Source organism: Vibrio sp. SSH13-20, from assembly GCF_040104475.1.
Taxonomy (GTDB): domain Bacteria; phylum Pseudomonadota; class Gammaproteobacteria; order Enterobacterales; family Vibrionaceae; genus Vibrio; species Vibrio harveyi.
Map to the genome: position 1 here is coordinate 211904 of NZ_JBECOU010000007.1, position 20994 is coordinate 232897.

General features: G+C 44.5%; 19 protein-coding genes. 11 read left to right on the plus strand and 8 right to left on the minus strand.

From position 1 onward, the window contains the following. Nucleotides 1–10 precede the first annotated feature (10 nt). The 5 genes from ABMY42_RS19945 to ABMY42_RS19965 are packed head-to-tail and all read left to right on the plus strand — an operon-like array spanning nucleotide 11 to nucleotide 4837. Entirely contained in the window at nucleotides 11–1423 is a 1413-nt protein-coding gene (locus ABMY42_RS19945; RefSeq protein ID WP_005452449.1) for a PTS mannitol transporter subunit IICB, read from the plus strand. A 47-nt stretch (nucleotides 1424–1470) separates the two neighbouring features. Further along, entirely contained in the window at nucleotides 1471–2742 is a 1272-nt protein-coding gene (locus tag ABMY42_RS19950) for a zinc-binding dehydrogenase (protein WP_349266700.1), read from the plus strand. A 59-nt stretch (nucleotides 2743–2801) separates the two neighbouring features. Then, nucleotides 2802–3320 (plus strand): MltR family transcriptional regulator, encoded by a 519-nt coding sequence (locus ABMY42_RS19955; RefSeq protein ID WP_029788584.1) that lies wholly within the window; start codon nucleotides 2802–2804, stop codon nucleotides 3318–3320. A 9-nt stretch (nucleotides 3321–3329) separates the two neighbouring features. After that, entirely contained in the window at nucleotides 3330–4064 is a 735-nt protein-coding gene (locus ABMY42_RS19960; RefSeq protein ID WP_349266701.1) for a nucleoside/nucleotide kinase family protein, read from the plus strand. Nucleotides 4065–4090: 26 nt separating this feature from the next. Further along, entirely contained in the window at nucleotides 4091–4837 is a 747-nt protein-coding gene (locus tag ABMY42_RS19965; protein ID WP_029788583.1) for a phosphatase, read from the plus strand. Nucleotides 4838–4923: 86 nt separating this feature from the next. Here ABMY42_RS19965 and ABMY42_RS19970 read toward each other — a convergent pair whose 3' ends face one another. Both ABMY42_RS19970 and ABMY42_RS19975 read right to left on the minus strand, forming a co-directional pair. Then, nucleotides 4924–5655: a hypothetical protein gene (locus ABMY42_RS19970; protein ID WP_049537821.1), complete on the minus strand. Its 732-nt coding sequence runs from the start codon at nucleotides 5653–5655 to the stop codon at nucleotides 4924–4926. An 88-nt stretch (nucleotides 5656–5743) separates the two neighbouring features. Continuing rightward, nucleotides 5744–6079, minus strand: a complete 336-nt coding sequence (locus ABMY42_RS19975; protein WP_009696387.1) for a helix-turn-helix transcriptional regulator — start codon at nucleotides 6077–6079, stop codon at nucleotides 5744–5746. Nucleotides 6080–6219: 140 nt separating this feature from the next. Here ABMY42_RS19975 and ABMY42_RS19980 point away from each other — a divergent pair, with 140 nt between their 5' ends. The 3 genes from ABMY42_RS19980 (at nucleotide 6220) to ABMY42_RS19990 (ending at nucleotide 8985) form a co-directional block, all read left to right on the plus strand. Continuing rightward, nucleotides 6220–6531, plus strand: coding sequence for a hypothetical protein (locus ABMY42_RS19980; RefSeq protein WP_349266702.1), 312 nt, complete (start codon nucleotides 6220–6222; stop codon nucleotides 6529–6531). Nucleotides 6532–7281: 750 nt separating this feature from the next. Beyond that, nucleotides 7282–8439, plus strand: a complete 1158-nt coding sequence (locus ABMY42_RS19985; RefSeq protein WP_005452440.1) for an aromatic amino acid transport family protein — start codon at nucleotides 7282–7284, stop codon at nucleotides 8437–8439. 243 nt (nucleotides 8440–8682) lie between these two features. Then, nucleotides 8683–8985 (plus strand): hypothetical protein, encoded by a 303-nt coding sequence (locus ABMY42_RS19990; RefSeq protein ID WP_079325282.1) that lies wholly within the window; start codon nucleotides 8683–8685, stop codon nucleotides 8983–8985. A gap of 59 nt (nucleotides 8986–9044) precedes the next feature. On the opposite strand, the gene ABMY42_RS19995 is transcribed toward ABMY42_RS19990, so the two are convergent. From ABMY42_RS19995 to ABMY42_RS20010, 4 genes are all read right to left on the minus strand, one after another. Continuing rightward, entirely contained in the window at nucleotides 9045–10916 is a 1872-nt protein-coding gene (locus tag ABMY42_RS19995; RefSeq protein ID WP_009696385.1) for a methyl-accepting chemotaxis protein, read from the minus strand. A 468-nt stretch (nucleotides 10917–11384) separates the two neighbouring features. Continuing rightward, nucleotides 11385–12749 (minus strand): YjiH family protein, encoded by a 1365-nt coding sequence (locus ABMY42_RS20000; RefSeq protein ID WP_005452434.1) that lies wholly within the window; start codon nucleotides 12747–12749, stop codon nucleotides 11385–11387. A 409-nt stretch (nucleotides 12750–13158) separates the two neighbouring features. Beyond that, complete coding sequence (locus ABMY42_RS20005) at nucleotides 13159–13830, minus strand: YoaK family protein (RefSeq protein ID WP_026000373.1); 672 nt, start codon at nucleotides 13828–13830, stop codon at nucleotides 13159–13161. Between the two features lie 157 nt (nucleotides 13831–13987). Then, on the minus strand, nucleotides 13988–14389 hold the full coding sequence (locus ABMY42_RS20010; protein ID WP_080654166.1) for a GFA family protein: 402 nt from the start codon (nucleotides 14387–14389) through the stop codon (nucleotides 13988–13990). A 149-nt stretch (nucleotides 14390–14538) separates the two neighbouring features. Here ABMY42_RS20010 and ABMY42_RS20015 point away from each other — a divergent pair, with 149 nt between their 5' ends. Both ABMY42_RS20015 and ABMY42_RS20020 read left to right on the plus strand, forming a co-directional pair. Beyond that, nucleotides 14539–15168 carry a hypothetical protein gene (locus ABMY42_RS20015; protein WP_050907351.1) on the plus strand — a complete coding sequence of 210 codons (630 nt, stop codon included), beginning with the start codon at nucleotides 14539–14541 and terminating at the stop codon, nucleotides 15166–15168. Between the two features lie 123 nt (nucleotides 15169–15291). Beyond that, nucleotides 15292–16578, plus strand: coding sequence for a peptidoglycan DD-metalloendopeptidase family protein (locus ABMY42_RS20020; RefSeq protein WP_005452428.1), 1287 nt, complete (start codon nucleotides 15292–15294; stop codon nucleotides 16576–16578). A 34-nt stretch (nucleotides 16579–16612) separates the two neighbouring features. Here ABMY42_RS20020 and ABMY42_RS20025 read toward each other — a convergent pair whose 3' ends face one another. Both ABMY42_RS20025 and ABMY42_RS20030 read right to left on the minus strand, forming a co-directional pair. Then, on the minus strand, nucleotides 16613–18433 hold the full coding sequence (locus ABMY42_RS20025; protein ID WP_050907352.1) for a bifunctional diguanylate cyclase/phosphodiesterase: 1821 nt from the start codon (nucleotides 18431–18433) through the stop codon (nucleotides 16613–16615). A gap of 257 nt (nucleotides 18434–18690) precedes the next feature. Next, nucleotides 18691–19578, minus strand: a complete 888-nt coding sequence (locus ABMY42_RS20030) for a LysR family transcriptional regulator (RefSeq protein ID WP_017190772.1) — start codon at nucleotides 19576–19578, stop codon at nucleotides 18691–18693. Nucleotides 19579–19689: 111 nt separating this feature from the next. Between ABMY42_RS20030 and ABMY42_RS20035 the strand changes: the two genes are divergently transcribed. Beyond that, complete coding sequence (locus ABMY42_RS20035) at nucleotides 19690–20880, plus strand: multidrug effflux MFS transporter (RefSeq protein ID WP_017190771.1); 1191 nt, start codon at nucleotides 19690–19692, stop codon at nucleotides 20878–20880. Nucleotides 20881–20994: the final 114 nt, after the last annotated feature.

A 20994-nucleotide genomic window follows, 5' to 3' on the forward strand; every position in this document is an offset into this window, starting at 1 on the left:
GGAATATAACGTGAAACCAAACATGCGAGCCAATGTGCAAGCCTTCGGGGGTCATTTGACCGCCATGGTGCTGCCAAATATCGGAGCCTTTATCGCTTGGGGCTTTATTACTGCACTCTTTATTCCAACGGGTTGGATGCCAAACGAAGCATTTGGTGAACTTGTTGGTCCAATGATCACTTACTTATTGCCGCTGTTAATTGGATATACGGGCGGTCAGATTGTTGGTGACAAACGCGGAGCGGTTGCTGGTGCCATCGGTACCATGGGCGTTATTGTTGGTGCTGACATTCCAATGTTTGTCGGCGCAATGATTATGGGTCCGCTCAGTGCTTGGGTTGTGGTGCAAATGGATAAACGAATCCAACATCGCATCCCTTCGGGCTTTGAGATGGTGGTGAACAACTTCTCATTGGGTATTGTGGGCATGATTTTATGTCTATTCGCCTATGAGATTGTTGGTCCTGCAGTAACAGCGGCTAACTTATTCGTTAAATCGGGCATTGAAGCTTTGGTTGCAACGGGATTCCTTCCTTTGCTTGCGATCATCAATGAACCAGCGAAAGTGCTGTTCCTTAACAATGCCATCGACCAAGGGATTTACTACCCGTTAGGTCTGCAGGCAGCAGCTGAAACAGGCAAATCTATCTTCTTTATGGTGGCATCTAACCCAGGTCCGGGTCTTGGTATGCTGTTGGCTTACGCGAAGTTTGGTCAAGGTCTGTCTAAACGTTCTGCGCCAAGTGCCATCATCATTCACTTCTTTGGTGGTATTCACGAGCTGTACTTCCCATACGTGCTAATGAAGCCAATTATGATTGTGGCAATGATTGCAGGTGCGGCGACTGGTATCGCAACCTTCAACCTACTGGATGCAGGTTTGGTAGCAGGTCCAAGTCCAGGCTCAATCTTCTCTTACCTAGCTCTTACTCCAAAAGGCAGTTTCCTAGCGACCATCGCAGGTGTCACAACAGCAACAATAGTTTCCTTCCTTGTCGCAAGTGCGATTCTGAAGATGAGCAAAGCAGAAAACAAAGAAGACGAGTTTGAACAGTCTGTCTCTGAGATGAAAGACATGAAAGCGGAAGGTGCAATTAAACCTGCAACGCAACAAGTAAACAAACCAATTTCATTTGTCGCCTTTGCTTGTGACGCTGGTATGGGCTCAAGCGCGATGGGGGCTTCAACCTTCAAGCGCAAGTTAGTACAAGCCGGGATTGATATTGAAGTGAAGAACTTTGCCATCGAAAAAGTGCCAAGTGAAGCCGACATTGTCGTGACACACGAAAGTTTAGAAAGCCGCGCAGTAAACGCAACAGGCTTGCCTGTCGTGACAATTAAGAACTTCCTTAATGACCCAGCGCTTGACGAGCTGATGGATAAGATTAAGCAACAAACGGTCGCTACTGAGCAACCAGCCTAACAATGCAGTATGGGGTGGACCATTCCGCCCCATGTAGGAGAGAAATCATGGTACAAACAACGGCAGCAGTTATCTGTGGCGAGAAAGACGTTCAACTAAGAACTTTTGATTTGCCAAACATTTCAGCCGATGAACTTCTGGTTAAAAACATTTCAAACAGCATCTGCCTTTCCACTTACAAAGCGGCATTGCTAGGCAGCAAACACAAACGCGTACCTGAGAACATTGATGAAGTGCCGGTGATGACGGGTCATGAGTACGCCGGTGTGATTGTTGAAGTCGGTGAGAACCTAAAAGACCAATACAGAGCAGGCGATTACTTTGTTCTGCAACCTGCAATGGGTTTGCCTACTGGTTACTCGGCAGGCTACAGCTATGAGACTTTTGGCGGCAACGCAACGTATTCTATCATTCCTAAAATCGCTATCGACTTAGGTTGCGTTTTGCCTTACCACGGTGACTACTTTGCAGATGCGTCTTTGGCTGAGCCAATGTCATGCATCATCGGTGCTTACCATGCTAGTTACCACACTAAACAATACGTGTACGAGCACGATATGGGCATCAAAGAGGGGGGGGCGTTAGCGCTGTTAGCTTGTGCTGGTCCAATGGGCATTGGCGCGATTGATTACGCGATTAACGGACCAGTGAAGCCAAAATTGATCGTGGTGACGGACATCGACGCCGCACGTTTAGACCGAGCAGAGTGCTTAATTCCGGTTGAGAAAGCAAAAGAGCAAGGCGTTGAGCTGCATTACGTGAATACAGCCCAAGTTGATGATCCTGTCACTTATTTGAAAGCGCTTAACGACGGCAAAGGCTACGATGACGTGATGGTATACGCAGCAGTATCGCAAGTATTAGAGCAAGGCGACGAGCTGTTGGGTAACGACGGCTGCTTGAACTTCTTCGCAGGACCTACCGATAAGAAATTTAAAGTACCGTTTAACTTCTACAATGTGCATTACGAGTCAACGCATATTGTGGGCACGTCTGGTGGCTCAACTGGCGACATGGTGGAGTCTATCGACTTGTCTTCACAAGGTAAGATCAATCCATCGTTCATGATCACACACGTTGGTGGTCTGCAAGCTGCGCCACATACGATTTTGAATCAGTTGGATATTCCGGGTGGTAAAAAGTTGATTTACCCGCATATTGACCTGCCGTTGACCGCGATTGATGACTTTTTATCGTTGGCAGACCAAGACCCGTTCTTCGTCGAATTAGACGCAATTTTGAACGCAAACAACTATGTGTGGAATGCTCATGCAGAAAAAGCGTTACTTGAGTTTTATGACGTGAGCTTAACGGTTTAGTTGCAACGAATTTGTGTGGTAGCCTCTGTGCTGCCACATAATGGAGAGGTCATAAGACGTTGTCACGTGAAGATGAATTACTGGAGAAGCTGGACGAGTGCGAAAATGCCACTGCGTTTCTTCAGGTTTCTAACAAAATAATTAACCTCAAGTTAAAAGCACTGCTTCCGAAAGTGTTCGTTCAAGACGACCTCGTGAAGGAGTATGCTGTGGATCCTTTATTGAAAGAAGATGGTCCGTTAGCAACAACCGATGTGGTGTCTAAGTTGATGTTTGCAATGGGCAAGATCTCACTGGAAACTTACGCTGACATTGGGTTGTACGATCAGGTGTTGGAGTTCGCGGTCACTCAGTCGGAAAAGGTCGAGTTTGCCGATGACGTGATTTACGACTTCATCAAAAACCAATCAGTACTCTCTTCCCAGCAAGACAGCTTTTATCTTGAGTCGATCAATCAGCTTAAGTTCTCTTCGTTTGAGTCCTTTTCGCAAATGAGATACGAAGCGCTCATCAAAACAGTATTAAAGCTGTCGTGCGAAATGTTGATAGAAAGAATCGAAGGGGAGATAAATCAATAAGGGTTCACCATGAAAGTGAATTTAAATGTCAGTGGTTTTGAGACCGAAGCTACCTTTCCTGAAGCCGACGTAAAGCGAATCCATCAACCTCTTATCGAAAAGTTTACCCGCCTTTATCACGAGAAGCAGGAGCGTATTGTTGTGTTCTTGTGCGCCCCTCCGGGTAGTGGAAAGTCTACGCTAGCAGCCTTTTGGGAATATTTATCAGAACAAGATGAAAACCAAGAGCCACTTCAGGTTCTGCCTTTTGATGGTTTTCACTACCCGAATGAAATCCTCGACAGCAACACCATTGAGCGTAATGGTGAACGTGTTCCACTGCGCAGCATTAAAGGCTCTTACGAGACGTTCAATCTCACGGAGCTTATCGACAAGCTGAAACAACTGAAAGTGAAAGACAGTAAGTGGCCTTACTACGACCGCAACTTACATAACCCAGTTGATGATGCCATTCAAGTTAATCGCAACATTGTCGTTGTTGAAGGTAACTGGCTGCTGCTTGATGAACCAGTATGGAAAGAACTGCATCGTTTGGCAGATTTTACGGTGTTTATTGATACCCAAGCGGAGTTTCTACAAGATCGTTTGGTCAATCGTAAAATCCGCGGCGGTACAGACCCAGAAGCGGCATTGGAGTTCTATTTACGTTCTGATGCGGTCAACGTTGATAAAGTTCTGAATCATTCGGTTCCTGCTGACTTATCTTTGTTCCTTAATCAAAACGGCTCGTTCGAAATTCGATAGTTCGTCCACAATCTCAGGAGGTTACCATGGATATCGTGATTGATAGCCACACCCATACTATTGCCAGTGGACACGCTTATAGCACAATTTTAGAGAATGCGTTGGCTGCCAAGAATAAGGGGCTAAAACTTCTTTGTACCACCGATCATGCTCCTGAGATGCCAGGTGCCCCCCACTACTGGCATTTCAATAATCAAAGAATTTTGCCCCGCTTTTTACATGAGGTTGGTATTCTTCGTGGCGTCGAAGCCAACACGCTGAATGTGAAGGGGGAGATCGATTTACCGCCTTCTTCTGATCAACATCTTGATTGGGTGATAGCGAGCTTTCATGAACCCGTGTTTAAGCCCACAACGGAAGTTGAGCATACCGCCGCTCTGATTAATGCAATCAAAAGTGGCAGAGTGGATGTTCTCGGTCACTTAGGTAACCCGAATTACCCATTCGATATGGAGCAGGTTCTGCGTTGTGCAAAAGAGCACAATGTCGCGGTAGAAGTAAACAATACGTCTTTGACAGGTAAAAGCCGTAAGGGCAGTGATAGTCGCTGTGACCGTATTGTGGAGCTAGGTAAAGAAATTGGCGTTTACTTCACCACAGGATCGGATGCTCACTTCAGTGAAGAGATTTCCAAGTTAGAGTTGGCCATTGCTTTGCTGGAAAAACATGGTGTTGAAGAAGAGAAAATACTCACTACATCAACGAGCCGGTTCTTGAACTTCTTACTGCTGAGGGGCAAGGCGAAAATTCCAGAGTTCGAAGCGCTGTATTGAGAAGCGATTGATCCAAATGGTTATCGGCTAAGCAACATAAACCCGCAGCGTGCGGGTTTTGTTTGTTTAGGATGAAACAAAAAGCACTACAACGGAGGCTCTACCACAACAAATTTGCGCTCGGCTCTGAGTGGTGCAAACCAAGTATTTTTATATTTGAAATAACTTTGCCCGTTAACGACGACAGTTTCTTTAGTGTGAGGCAGCGAGTCTACGATTTCACCAAGTTTATAGGGGCTTGGCTCAGGCTTTGGCGCTGGTGGTATTGGACTCACTCTTGCTGTATTTGAGCTTAATGATGGCGAAATGATCTGCCTTGAAGGCGGAGCATCATTGGTCGTCGATGACGTTATCACACGGTCATCGCGCAATATGGTGTAGTTACCACTTGGTGGATAACGAACGTACACATAGCGGACACCATCACGACGGTAATAGGAATCTTGAACAATGGCATAAGTAATACCAGCGAAGACAGCAAAGGTCGCAATATCTACTAAATCACTGTGATAATAATAGTAACGTCCACGATAAGGTGGATACCAATACCCCGGTCTTACATAGATAAACGACGAATGATAACGGGGTGGTCTCACGACATAATGAGGTCGATGATAGTAGGGTGGTCGGTAGTAAGGCGGACGGTAATGGTGCGGTGGCTTAATGGGACGGTAAGGGCGGTTTACTGGGCGTAAATCGTGTTTGTTACCCGGTTGAGTTATCGGTTTTACTGCTGGTTTCACCTGTGACTGTGCTGAAAGGCTTGTTGACCCAACCAAGCAGAGTAGGGTGGTGGCGATTACCCAGATGCTTCTCATAGTACATTCCCCCATAATTTGGAGTATCGAAGCGCTAATCTTTAAGTTTAGCTCACCATAACTGTGTTTGATTCATGCGTCTAGAGCACTACTTTTGGGATGCCTTAGTTTTTTGCTCTAGCACTAAGAAGATAAGCTTGGTCAGCATAGACTGTGCTTCCGGGGGAAGTAATCTTGCCGCAGACGCAACGTCTTCTGCAGAAATGTTATCAACACCTCTTGCATCCAATGCGATGTCTAAATCGGTCAGGTTTAATGCACGCAAAATTGAACGGTATTGTGAGAGTTTTAAATCAGATTCGCCTCGCTCTATTCGCTGATACGTCTTTTCACTCATTCCGGCAATTTTTGCCATTTGTTCGCGTGACACGCCTTTCATTTTGCGTCGCCTAATCAGAACTTCAATCAACGGGTCTACTTGCATCGCTCCTCCTTAGTGGACAGTTTTGTCCTGAAGCACGCAATAACCGGACCAGTTTAACCACCCCATATTTACCCGAATGGATATAGTGATAAGAATGACGTTCCACAAAAAAATAACGTGAATTCAGTCAGTTTCAGAAAATGGAAAAATATCAGTTTTATAAATCAATTTCTGGCGAAGTTAATATTCGCAAAATGCAACGCATTTTAGATCAACTTCTTGATGAAATTCGCAATAGTAGCCGGGATACAAGATTAGATGTTACTTGGCTAACGCGAGAATCCCAAAAGCGATTGATGAACTATAAAGAGCTGTTTTTACATCGCAGTGATATTGAGCAACAGGAGTTAGTTCAATCATATGAACACTTGAGTTTGATGGAACGTTCGGTTGCTGATTTGGGGATTGCTGTGCTGACATACATTATTGATGCGCTAGACAAGGAGATGTAATACGTTGAAGGTTTGGTTCGTTTAACAAAATACGGACGAGCGAAATCCCACAAAGGCGTTTGTGTGAAATAAAAGCACTTGGAATAATTAACGAAAGGATACAAATGCTGGGGAACCAAACCCAGCATTCGGAACACTCACTTACCTATATTTTCGAACCGTAAATCAGTGTTTAGAGGTATGTGAACCGAAACATGTCGGTACGGAGCGAATAATAACGATATTGCTGAATCTAGGCTATGTTCCGGGTTTCTAACACCTTCTAACAAAGTGTACATTTTCATGTACACCTCAAAAATTGAGTACCATCGCTCACTTTCTATTCTTTATAACGACAAAAGGCTAAATAAACGGCGGTTTTACAACATATCTGTTGCATCAACTGATAGTTGTTAAAATATATGGCTATAAGATGGAGCTTTTGCTTTTCAATCGTCCTATTTATGCCTTACAATCCTTTCGAACCAAATCCATTCAGCAGAGAATGGGATTGACGAAAAAGGATGCGCTGATTTTGCTTCGAACCCAAAGTGAGACGTTCCGTTAATCGAACTCTGCCCGGAAATGATTCCCTACACCCTTTATATGCTCAGACAGGATAGATCCCTCTTGAATCTAGGCTTTTTGCATCCTGAATTCCGGCTTCGCGCTGAGTTCTGGGGCTGTAAGGTAGGGCGTTTCCGTAGATCGTACTTCGAACCAAAGTACGATAAGTCACAATAAAACGGATTAAATTTAGAGGTATTAACCGTGAACCTAAAACTTGTCGGCAGCTCCCTGATCGTAGCAGGTACTGCTCTTGGCGCTGGTATGCTTGCCATACCAATGGTGCTTGCTCAATTTGGCCTTCTTTGGGGCACTCTCCTTATGCTGTTCATTTGGGCAGGTACAACTTACGCTGCACTTCTTCTATTAGAAGCAAGCTGCAAAGTAGGTGGTGGTGTCAGCATGAATGCAATCGCTCGCGAAACCCTTGGTAAAGGTGGTCAGCTTGTTACTAATGGTCTTTTGTATGCACTACTTGTTTGTCTGCTAATGGCTTACATTATTGGTGCGGGTGACTTGGTACAAAAAGTCACCACGTCAATGGGACTACCACTTTCTACGATTTCTAGCCAAGTTGGCTTTACTGTGCTGGTTGGTCTTATCGTATCAGCGGGTACTGGTGTGGTGGATAAGCTAAACCGTGGCTTGTTCATCGGTATGATTGTCGCGCTCATTCTAACGCTATTCTCTCTTGCGCCAAATGTGTCATTTGAAGGTCTAAGTGAAGTGGTAAATGCAGACAAAATGGCATTGATCAAACAGAGCTCAGTTCTATTCACCAGCTTCGGCTTTATGGTGGTGATTCCTTCTTTAGTGACCTACAACAAAGAAGCAAGTAAGAATCAACTGCGCAACATGATCATTGTTGGCTCTACGATTCCTCTTGTGTGCTACCTACTTTGGTTGTTTGCAGTCGTGGGTAACCTACCTCCACACGAGCTTATTCAATTCTCTAACGTATCTGAGTTGATCTCTGTGCTTGGTCAACAATACTCGGGTCTAGAATTCATTCTATCGATGTTCACTGGTCTGGCGCTTCTAACGTCTTTCTTGGGGGTAGCAATGGCGTTGTATGACCAAAATGCGGACCTTCTTAAAGCTAGCAAGCCTGTGGTATTTGTGACAACGTTCATCCTACCGCTGCTTGGTGCCGTGTTTGCTCCAGAACACTTTCTCGCAATCCTAAGCTACGCAGGTATTATCCTCGTGTTCTTAGCAGTTTTTGTCCCACTATCAATGACGATGAAAGTACGTCGTGTGCCTGTGGATGATGACAATGTGTACGAAGCAGGTGGCGGTGCGATGGGCATGAGCGTGATCTTCCTATTTGGTTGTTTCCTGTTGTTTGCACAAGCGGTGTAGTATCCACTGATTGATTGACGCTTAAGCGACTCAAATTTTAAAAAGCCGTTTGCCTCGTGGGGTAAACGGCTTTTTTATGCCTTTTGGCGAGTGATACATCTGTAGCTCTTATCGGATTGGCCTTGGCTTGATAAATCGTGATGATATTTGACCATGGGATGAAATTGTCTCGCTAGCGCCTGACAAGAGCGATTGCCTCTCTTTTTATCATAACGCCCAAGTTATTAAGAAAAGGGGAATTGAGTGTCGAAGCGACTTTCTCTTACCATGATTGGAATGATGCTTTCGTTAGGAGTGTTCAGCGCTGATGTTTCCGCGCATCCAAAGCATCATCATAATAAACACGGTCATCATCACCATAAACATAAACACAAGCATAAAAAGGTCGTCGTGGTGAAACACAAACGACCAAAACATTATTATTATCACTACAAGCGTATTCCACCGCGCAGTACGTATATCCAGATTGGGAACTTTACTTACCTGAAGGTGGATGAGCACTATTACAAGCGTTCAAAAGATCGTTATGTTCATGTGGTGTTGTAATCGATAAAAAAACAGCGAGCACTGTGCTCGCTGTTTTGCATTTGTAAGTAAGAGAAGTGTTACACCGTAAAGCGGTTAAGGATTTCGTCTTGTTTACGAACGTCTTCATTCTGCGCTTGCATTGCATCGTTGGTGCGGTTTGCAGAGTCAGCAACTTGAGTCGATAGATCTTTGATGTTGACCGTGTTGTTGTTGATCTCTTCTGCTACCAAGCTTTGCTCTTCAGCTGCCGAAGCAATCTGCAAGTTCATGTCCGAGATACGTTGAATCGCATCGCGGATGCGTTGTAGAGCGTCATTTGCGTGTCCTGCTTTTTCTACCGCTTCTACTGCGCTGCCTTTGCTTTGGTGCATTGCGCTAGCAACAGAAGATGCGCCTGATTGCAATTGCTCAATCATGCTGCGAATTTCGGTCGTAGACTCTTGAGTACGTTGTGCAAGAGTACGTACTTCATCGGCTACCACTGCGAAGCCACGACCAGATTCACCTGCACGCGCCGCTTCGATTGCCGCATTCAGTGCAAGTAGGTTCGTTTGGTCTGCAATATCGTTGATAACTTTAAGAATAGTCTCAATGTTAGCTGTCGCAGACTCTAAACCTTGAACTTCTTCAACCGCTTGATCGATGCTGTCAGAAAGTAGGTTAATCGTTTCAGTCGACTCATTTACGATAGAAGAGCCTTGCATGGTCGCTTCATCCGCTTCTTTCGCTGCACTTGCCGCGCCTTGCGCGTTGTTAGCTACTTCGGTTGCCGTTACTGACATTTCGTGCATAGCTGTTGCAAGTTGTTCTAGCTCTTGAAGTTGAGTCTGAATCGCAGACGCAGAGTCACGTGCACCTTCAGCAGTAATTTGCGTTCCGCTGAGGATCTGATCAGAGATACTCTTCGATTCGATGATCTGGTGCTGCAAGTTCTCCATAAAGGTATTGAAACCTTTTGCTAGTTCAGAGAATTCTTGATCGGTATTGGTGTCCAAACGCTGCGTTAAATCGCCTTTGCCTGATGCGACGGCTTGGATTGCTGTGTTTAGCTCATCAAGAGGGCGCATCAAGGTACGGATAAGGATAGTCAGTGCGATGATAGAGGCAATCACGGCAATCAATGAGTAGATGATTGCACTATTACGCAGCTTACCTACTGCAGAATACGCAATGCTTTCGTCGACAAGCGCGCCTACATACCAATTTTCACCCGCAATGTGCGACAGGCTCGCCATGTATTTGTTGCCGTTAATCTCAATGTGTTGAGCGCCAGGTTTGATCTCGACTTGTGGCAAGTAGCTCGATAGCTTCTCACCATTGTATTTCGCTTCTGGGTGAGCAATCGTCGTGCCGTCTGCAGTAACGAGGAAGAGGTAGCCGGCATCAAATAGATTGACTTGGTTTACCAAGTCAGAAAGGGTGGTCAGCTCCATATCGTAGAACATCGCTGCTAGGAATCGACCAGCTTCGCGAACTGGCGTACCGATAGAAATAATGACCTTCTTAGAAGAGACATCAACATAAGGGTCAGTGACGATAAGTTTGCCCTGTGCTTTTGCAGAGACAAACCAAGGGCGAACACGAGGATCATAGTCGGCACCAGCTTCCCAGCCGTCATCGTTTTCGATTAAGGAACCATCGTGGTCGTATGCGTACCCGATTGCCAAGAAGCTTGATTTTGGCATTGGCTTTTCTAGTACATCTTTTACGTAATCGTGATCGCTTGGATTAATTTCCAAGATCTCGGTCATCGATTGAGCAAGATCTTTCTTCGCGTTCATTTCGGACTCTACAGTGTTCCCCACACTGGAGAGAATTTCGTTCACACTCGTATCAATGTTTTCTTCGATCTGCGAACGGATAGTCATAACCTGTTGTGTCGACAGCAATGCCACAGTAACAAGCAGTAAAATAGAAGAGGCAGTTACAACCTTATGTCTGAATTTCATACTTTTCCCTCTCGAGTCTCCCGGCTGGTTTACTCTGCTTTCACCTCTTCTTCCCTGGGTGATTTCGGCAGATGTGAACACAGAATTGTGTTTGTTATTTTGTTTATCGACAGATTTATCAGAAACCTGAAGGCTATTTACGGCTTTTATTGTCGAAACGGGATAAAAAGCCTAGATGAATTTAAAAGTTGTGACTTTGATCTGAATTGTTGGACTTCGTCATTAAACTGTTAAAAACATAAGAATGGTATCACTGAGCCTTATAGAAACAAGTCTTATCTTGGGTGTCTAACTAATTTAAATAGATGAATTTGAAATGATATTTATAAGTTATGTATCAAAAATGAGACGTAAAGAAAGCGAGGGTAGAACCAAAGAATATGGTAAATATGAGCTAAGAAAACAAACTGATGTTACAAATACAAAAAAGGCCCCGACAGAGCGGAGCCTTTATTAATTGCATCAAATTTAGAAAATAAGATGAGCTACACCTGCAATGACCGGTAGCGTAATCAGCGTGCGTAGAATGAAGATTACGAACAGTTCTACGATGTTCACTGGAATCTTACTACCTAGAAGCAGAGCGCCCACTTCTGACATGTAGATAAGCTGAGTTACTGACATTGCTGCAATTACAAAGCGAGTCATTTCGTTATCGATAGATGCCGCTAGGATTGCTGGGATAAACATATCTGCAAAACCAACAACGATAGTTTGAGACGCTGCTGCTGCTTCAGGGATTTGTAGCAATTCTAGGTAAGGGATAAATGGTTGACCTAGGATCTCAAATACAGACGTGTATTCTGCAATGATTAATGCCACGGTACCAAGACCCATAACCACAGGAAGCACGCCAAACACCATGTCGATTGCGTTATGTACGCCTTCTTTAAATACCGACTGTACAGAAGTCACTTGACCAGCGCGTTTTAGCGCAAGATCCATACCCCAAGAAAAAGTCGTGTGACCAGCAGGTACTGCGTCCGCATCTTTTTTCGGTTCGCTGCCATCCATGTAACGGTCTTTCTTTAGGCTCAATGGTGGTAGGCGAGGGATGATAATTGCTGCAATAACGCCAGCTAGACAGATTGCGCCGTAGAAAGGCAGGAATAGGTGCTCTAGTTGAACCTGAGCAAGGACAACCAAACTAAAGGTAATCGATACTGCTGAGAAAGTCGTACCTACAACCGCAGCTTCACGTTGAGTGTAGAAGTTGTTTTCGTATTGTTTACTGGTTAGTAGGATACCCACACTACCATCACCCAACCAAGAAGCCATACAGTCGATCGCGCTACGACCTGGCAAGTTGAAGACTGGGCGCATTACTTTACTTAGTAGGGCACCGAACAGTTCTAATAGACCAAAATTAAGTAATAAAGGCAGCAATAGACCTGCGAAAATAAATACCGCGAATAGCGTTGGTAGCAGACCAGTAAGAACAAGACCGCCTGTGTTTTCTTCCCAAATTGCTTTTGGACCCACTTGGAAGAACGTCATCAGCACCGCTGCACCGCCAATTAGGCGAACCAACAACCAAAGTGGAGACGGATTAAATAGACCGTTCAAGAAACCGTTACGTAGGATTGCTGCTGGCTTGAAAATTTTGCAAAGAACAGAAGCTAGCGCCATGAAAGCAACAATAGCGGTTACGATAGCAATTAAAGTATCGCCAAGAACTGCAGGAATGACTTTTGCCATTACCGCGACAGGGATTGTCAGACCACCATCGTAAGAGATTGGTGCCATGAAAAGTAGAAGACCGATTAGGGATGGGATGAAGAACATCCAAAAGTTGCCCTTAGGCGCTTCAGCAGCATTAGTGTTGTTATGCATTGTTTGTCTCATGTTACTACTAGTCAATACTCGCCATATTCCATGACATAAATATTCACTAAACATCCGTATTTAATCACAGTGTGCGGAGATTACCCGCAAACTGCATCCATTGCAATACTATTCATTAAATACATCTAGTTATTCAGCCGTTTTTTCGGCTAAAAGTACTAAACCTAGAATCTTGTATATGAATTTGTTGCTCGTGTTAGAAAATTGTAGCACGTAAGCTGCTCAGTGCAGAGTGTTAAGGGGTACAGTGTGACTAGAGCAATAAAAAGCCTAGCAAATGTGATTGGGATCTCAAGCCAATGACAGCGTTTTCTGCCAGTAGATAGGGTTTATAGGCTAACCGAGTGACAAGAGAGATAAGACGGTTTAAGTCGAATGCTTAAACCGTCATTAAAAACTAGGCGGTTTGGTTGCGGCTCTGCAAGTAGAGGTAACTCCAGTATGCAATGGCAATTATAAAAGCTAACAGAGCCGGGAAGGCTAATGCGTACAGCTCGTAAACGTTAAATAAACCTGCACCAGCTGTACCGCCTAATAAGAAGCCAAGGAAGATAAAGATAAACAGCTTGGCTTTACGTCGGTCAAACTGACGTCCTCGCAAGCTCTCTCCAATCATAATACCGAGGTCAGTAATAATACCGGTCATGTGAGTGGTTCGGACGACAGCTCCGCTGAATGTTGTGATCATCGCATTTTGTAAGCCGCAAGCGGCAGAGGCAAGGTATTGACCATAAACATTACCTTGTACCAGAAAGCCCAAGCTGAGCAACAGCAGGCTACCCTCTATGCAAAGAGCTACACCATAGCGACGACCAAGCTTGAGCGCGCTGCTTTCGATAAAGAATCCACTAAATGCAGAGCCAATCAAAAAGCTAAATACAATAAGGAGCAGGTGAATGGTTGTATCCACACCTGTTAGCAAGCTGTTCCCTAGCTGAGTTACGGTTCCGGAAAGATGCGTTATCGCTTGATGTTGAAAGCCGAGAAGACCCACGGCATTGACGCAACCTGCGAGAAGAGCAAGCAGAAAAGCGCCATATTCCACCCAACGAGGAAGTCTGGAAATCACAATAAAGCCTCACCAAATGTTAGGAGCAGATTATAGCGCTCGTGGCGCGGAACGAAAGTACTTACGCGATTACTTGGTTGATCATTCTCAATAAAGTCTCAACTATTGTTGAGCAAACTCAAATGTTGAGAGAGTTCAAATTCTGCATAACAAATATTTATCTAACGTGTTCCATGGTGCAATCAAAGCTGACCCATCCCTGTTTTCTTTGCTCATAAATGGAAATAGTGGGTTGTGGAAACTCTTTATTGTTAAACAATCCCATTGGGATCACCACGTAGTCTGGGGCGTCTGAAAGCAGTAAGCGCATTGTTGTACCGCATGCCGGGCAAAATTCGTAATGCACTTGATTTCCTGAATCGGCGATACGAGTATAACTGGTGGTATCGCCATCTAATATTACTTGGTCTTTGTGAAACCGAGCTTGAACACCAAACACACTCCCCGTGCGCTTTTGACATTCGAAACAGTGGCAAATAGAAGTGCGAATGGGCTCCGCCGTGCAACGCAGTTGGACTAAGCCACAGGCACACTCGCATGTGTGGGTGATTTTTGTCATCGTTATTACCTATTGGTTGCCCACCAAACAGTTTAGTTTAATTTTGAAACACTTGAGTCAAAATGAACGGATAGGCAGAGCGGTCTTCGCTCTATAAATGGTATATACTCCGAACATAATTCAGAGAACAAGAACACAAGGAAGTCTTCATGACTCGTAAGAGAATCCTACCTATTCCCCTCATTCTCCTGATCCCAATCGTACTGTTAGCTGTGGTTATCATTGCGGGCATTTACCGGTTTAGCCTTTCTGATGATGAGATCATGGCAAAGTTTCCTAAAGCGCAGGCACAATCTAATTCAATCGTAGCGGAAGTGCTGGGTATTCAGTCACGAAATCCGTGGACTGTTCAAGTTCCAGAGCAGGGTGCGGTGACTTTTCTTGATGAGTGGGATAAAGAGCATGGTTTTTTAAAAGGTCAGTATGATGCTGGTGCAACAAAAGGCGAGGTGCTGGTACCTACCGAGTTTATTGCGCAGCGTAACGTAAGTGAGACCCCTTGGATTGTGGCTCCTGTTATCGTGACAACACAAGGTTCTGGGGCGTTTTACTACATCGGTTTATTTAAGTTTGATGCTGTACCAAGCCGTGTTGTATTGCTTAACAGCGTTTTCATTGGTGATCGAATCAAGATGTCTTCATTGAAATGGAACAGCGATACACAAATTTCGCTTTCATATCTTCAACATGGAGAAGATCAAGCGATGGCAGAACAACCAAATCAATTGATTACAACCACTCTTAAACGTGTAGGTAATAACTTACATATGCAACAGTAATGAATTTTTTTGTCTTCTGTAAAAAATAAGTGTTTTCTGCGCTAGATCTCGTAATTTCATAGTGATTTCTTATGCGGGAATGCATAAGCTATGAGCCTTGTTATAAAGGAGATAGTAATTCCCGTGTCTACAAATGAAATTACAACAAGACGGTTGCCGAATCTGACAAGTCGTAAAGCGCTACTGTTGTACTCCTTGCCAGTATTAGTTGCGATTGGTGTTTCCAACTCTCTCAAAGAGTCTTCCCTTACTAAAACCATCGCCCTTAACTTGCCTGAATCGCGAGTTGTAGAAAATATTCTTGAGGCGACAACAGCAGAAGTTGTCTCTCCCCCAAATTTTGAATACCAAATCCAAGCAGGTGACAACCTGAGCTCCATTTTTAGCCAACTGGGCTTCGGCTACAGTTCGTTGATGAAAGTGATGGAGACGGATTTGAACTTCCTTGCTCTTGATACTTTAAAACCCGGCAACACATTGCGTTTTTGGCGTGATGAGTCGACGGGTGAATTGGAAAAGATGGAGCTTCAATTTTCTATCGCCGACAAAGTCGTTTATCGTCGTAATGCTGATGGCAGCTACGATTTCTCGGACATCTCAATCCCAGGTGTTTGGCATCAAGAACCTTTAGTTGGCGTGATTCATGGTAGTTTCTCGTCATCAGCAAATCGTTTGGGCTTGAGCTCAGCGGAAATCAGCCAAGTGGTGAACCTACTAAAAGAGCAGGTTAACTTCGGTAAAGATTTACGCGCAGGTGACCGATTCGAAGTGGTTCGTCGTTCTCAAAGTATTGATGGCGTGCCGACTGGCAAGAACGAAATCGAAGCAATTAAGATCTACAACCGTGGTCGTGAAGTGACTGCTTATCTTCATACCGACGGTCAATTCTATAATGCGAAAGGTGAGAGCCTACAGCGTGCCTTCCAACGTTACCCTGTTAGTCGAGGCTGGCGTATCAGCTCAGGCTTTAACCCGAAACGTCTTCATCCTGTAACGGGTCGAGTTGCACCTCATAACGGTACTGACTGGGCTGTGCCTATCGGTACACCAGTAGAAGCAACGGGGGATGGCACGGTTATCATGACTCGTAAACACCCATATGCGGGTAACTACGTAGTGATTGAGCACGGCAGTAAGTACAAGACGCGCTATCTGCACCTAAGTAAGATCCTAGTGAAGAAAGGTCAGAAAGTTTCTCGTGGTCAACGTATTGGCTTATCGGGTAAAACGGGACGTGTAACAGGTCCGCACCTTCACTACGAATTGATCGAATACGGTCGTCCTGTTAATGCAATGCGAGCGAAGATCCCGATGGCAAGCTCTGTGCCTAAAAAGGAAATGGCGAGCTTTATTGCTACTCGAGACGAGATGGACAAACTGCTTAAAGACAAAGAACAAGCCGTTTTATAAATCACAAAAAAGACCAAACATTGTTTGGTCTTTTTTATGCGCTTTTCATCTGCTTTTCGTTGATGATGCCAATTAGCTCGTCAACATTGTGTGGTCTCGAATAAAAATAACCTTGAATATGGTGGCAACCCATTTCAATGAGCTTTTGCAAGGCTCTGTCATCCTCAACCCCCTCAGCAATAAGATCAACCTCAAGCAACTGAGCCAGTTGAGCGATCAACAAAACGACTTGTTCTGATGTCGTATTTGAGAGCATGTTGCGTACAAATGTCGCGTCGATTTTGATGCTATCGATAGGGTAGTTGTGAATGTAGTTTAAGCTTGAGTAGCCTGTGCCGAAATCATCTAATGCGACCTTAAAGCCTAGATAGCGTAACGAATTCAATACCATCTGTTCTCGACCACTTTGTGACAGCAAGACTGTCTCTGTAAGCTCGATAACAAAGTCTGTAGCTTGGTGATGGTATTTTTCTAGAATCCGAGTAAGGAAGTTCATGTAGCGATTAGAATCAATAAGTTCATGAGCTGAACAGTTAATTGAAAGCTTGACGGTGTAATCCAGTTGTCGTTCTAAGTTTTGTTTTGCGCGGCAGGCGAGTTCCACGATGCGCTCGCCTAGCTCAATGATTAACCCTGATTGTTCGGCGGCTTCAATAAATTCCACTGGCGAGACGTTGCCATAAACGCTGCTGTTCCAACGCGCGAGGATTTCAAAGTAGTCCCAACGGTCACTGGTGATGTCAACAATTGGCTGGACTACGACATAAAGCTCTTCATTTTCATCAATGCTTAAACGAAGCTGCTCACGCAGTGCTTCAATCAGTTGTGTCTGGCGATGGTAAAGTGCACTTAAGTGGGTGTCGTAATGTTGAATACGGGTGTCTCGGCGTTTTTTACAGTCTTTTAGCGCAAGGCTCGCATTCAGTATTAAGTCATCACTATTCAGCATATGCACAGGCGCTCTCGCGATCCCGATACTGACAGTGAAAGAAATACGATTGGATTTGTCTGAATAGCCTGCTTCGATTTTATCGAGGATTTCTTGGCAGACGCTAACAGGATCTTCGTCATAGGTAATAAAAGCAAACTCGTCACCTGCGACTCGAAACGCATTGTTGGGCGAGGTTAAGCTTTGTTGAATCGCATTTGCAGTGAACTTAATGATTTGGTCACCGATGTAGTTACCGTTGATGTCATTGATGGATTTAAAGTTGTCGATATCTAGATACGCAAGACTAAAAGGGCGAGTTGCCTGCTGAGTTAAGGTCTCCAACGTATCAGCTAAACAACTGCGATTGAGCAGCCCTGTTAGATTGTCATGAGAGACTTCGTAACTGAGTTGGTTGAGAAGTTTGTCTGAGCGTTCACTGATCCACTTTTCTCGCAAACTATGGATGATGATGTTTGCATAAAAACGGTGATGGAAGATGATTTCTTCGGCTTCAGCTTCACTGATGGAGTGAGTAAATGTTGACACTAAGATGCCTAACACTTCACCTGTATGTGTTTTTAAAGGAAGTCCGATATACGCTTGAATGCCAGCGTCCTGAAACATTTGGTCTTCAGGAAATAGCTTGTAAACTTCATCTTGATAGAAGATGAGTTCGCCAATGTCTTGTGCGACTTGCTCACAAGGAGTGCCTTCTAATCCGTAACACATGCTGTCTGCGATGGTTCCGCCACTAGAGTTGGAAAGTGTCACCGCACAATGTTGTAGGTGTGCTATCTCAACTACGCAAGTACAGTAGCTTTGAAATTGCTGATGGAGCTCAAGCGTTACTCTGTCGAGTAGTGCGCTACCATTGAGCTTTAGAATTTCATCAAGTAACTGGATACTTTTTTGTTCATGATCCATTGAACATTTCACCCGACGTTGTGTTTACCCATATCGTGTTTGTGTTGGCTTTATTACACGATCTTTTCTCATTTAATCGATATGCATCACGTTAACTATTGTTTACTTCAGGTGATTTTTCAAACTCAAGATACGTTTTATTGGTGATTTTCAACCATAGGGTGAGGTGCTAGGGGAGCTAACTCTCATCAAAGTGGTAGTTGCTTTGGAGAAGGCTAGTTACTCTCTAGTACTTGAAGCACCAGAGAGTCAAAAGTTTAGGCACGTTTCTCTTCTTCTAAGCGCGTTTTTAGATAGTCGAGAAACAGTTGAGTTCGGGTGTGTTGATAGTCCAGCTTTGGGTAGTAGGCATATACAGTCGCTTCATCAGCGGTCACTTCCGGAAGAATGGGTACTAAAGCGCCGGATTTTAGGTCTTCTTTGATCATCACGTTATTAGACAGCAAGATTCCCATGCCTCGTTTAGCACCATGGAAGAGGGCTTCTGGGTTCGTCGTGGCGAAATTTCCCGATAGGCTGACACGTTTTCCACGATTGGTCTTGATTTCTCGTACTGGTTTCTCACCCCAGATTAAAACGTTATGCTGCGACAATTCTTCGATTGTTTTTGGTGTACCGTGTTTCTCTAGATAACTTGGCGCAGCATAAAACTGAGCTTTGTGCTCGAACAATGGGCTGGCTTTAAAGCTGAGGGAATTGAGTTGCTCCAACTCACGGCTGATAAACAAATCTAGGCTAAGTTCTGGTATCTGACCTGGTAGCGTGGTGATCAACTGAAGTTTAATATCAGGGTATTTTTCAAGAAAATCATCAAGATAATGTACTAAAAATTTAGAGCCTACCGCCAAAGTCGCACCAATTTTAAGTAGTCCTGCTGGTGATTGGTTAACAGAACGGGTTTCATCTAAAACGGATTGCCAAGAGTCGAGTTGGACTTTGGCTCGTTCATAAAACAAAGCGCCTGCTTCAGTTTGGCTGATCGAGCGAGTGGTTCGCTTTAATAATTGAACACCAATCTTGTCCTCTAACCATTGGATACGTTTACTGATGGCGGAGCTGGTGGTGTTGAGTTTTCTCGCTGCTGCGTTAAAGCTACCTTCCTCGACTACGCGAATATAGCTATTAACGCTCTGAATCCAATCCATCTTATTCCATCCTCAGGGGAAATAATCCCTTTCCATTTTGGTTTATTATCATCTTTGAGTATCAAATATACACTGTCTGTCGTGAAACTGTCATGATGTAAGGAGGGTATATTGCGTAAAACACCATTATTGTTGGCGATGATGATCATCGCGACTGGTCAAGTAGGCGTCAGTATCTATCTTCCCTCTTTGCCTTTGATTGGTCACGATTTGAATCTTCCTCAGCATACGATTCAAAACTTGGTTACGCTGTTTCTTGTCGGATTTGGTGTCTCACAGCTAATTTATGGCCCTTTATCCGACGCAATTGGTCGCCGTCCTGTATTTATCTTGGGACAAAGTGTGTATCTCGCCGGAACCATCATCTGTATTGCCTTTGCGGACCACATTTTTGCACTTGAGACCGGACGTCTACTACAAGGTCTTGGGGCTGGGAGTGCCTCTGTTCTTGGGCGCTCTGTGTTGCGAGATAGCTATGATGGAGCGCAGCTCACCAAGGCGTTGTCATACATCTCGGTGACTGCTTCTGTGATGCCGATTGTTGCGCCTTTGTTTGGTGGATGGATTGCTTATCACATTAGTTGGCATGCGGTTTTTGTCTTCGTTCTTATTTATCTTACGGCGATCTTTACCCTTGGCTTTATTGTGCTGCATGAAACGTTGCCATACCCCAAACGCCGCTTTGAGCCAAAACGTGTGATGCGCAATTACTTTGAGTTGTTGACCAACAAACAAGTAATAGGCAGCGCAAGCTACAACTGGTTGAGTTACTTATCAGCTTTGGTGACACTGTCTCTCTATCCGTTCTTAATGCAACAAGAGCTTGGTCTCACTGCTGCCGATTACGGTACCTTGATGATTGTGCCTTCGGCAGGTTTATTGATGGGGAGTTTAGTTCTCAACATCATCAATGCTCGATACAAAGAGCAACAGATCCTTTTGATGAGTTTTGTCATTGTTGCCTTTTCGGGAGTGATGCTTCTTATATTGCCGTTTACAGCAACATCTTTGCTCATTGCCTTTACGTGTTTGAGCTTCGCGCAAGGCATGTCTTTCCCTGTTTCGATCAGTTTACTGTTATCGCCTCATAAACAACAGGCAGGTGCGGTATCTGCATTGTCGGGTTCTATTCAGATGTGTTTAGCAGGGCTATTTGGTGGCTATCTGGTAGAAACTTGGGTAACAACTCAACATCAACTCGGCGTCTTTTATATTTCGATTGCAGTGATTTCTTGTTTGGTGTTGGTGGTTGGACAGTTCCGTACCCCTTCTGGTGGTTTAGTCCAACCAGAGCGTTCTTAGTTGAATGTGGTTGCAAGGGCATGTTGTCCTCTCTAAAATGCGCAACCAATTATTGTGTCGTTATCTACACTTGGTTAATAGTGGCATATCGACAACACCCGTTCATTGTTAGGT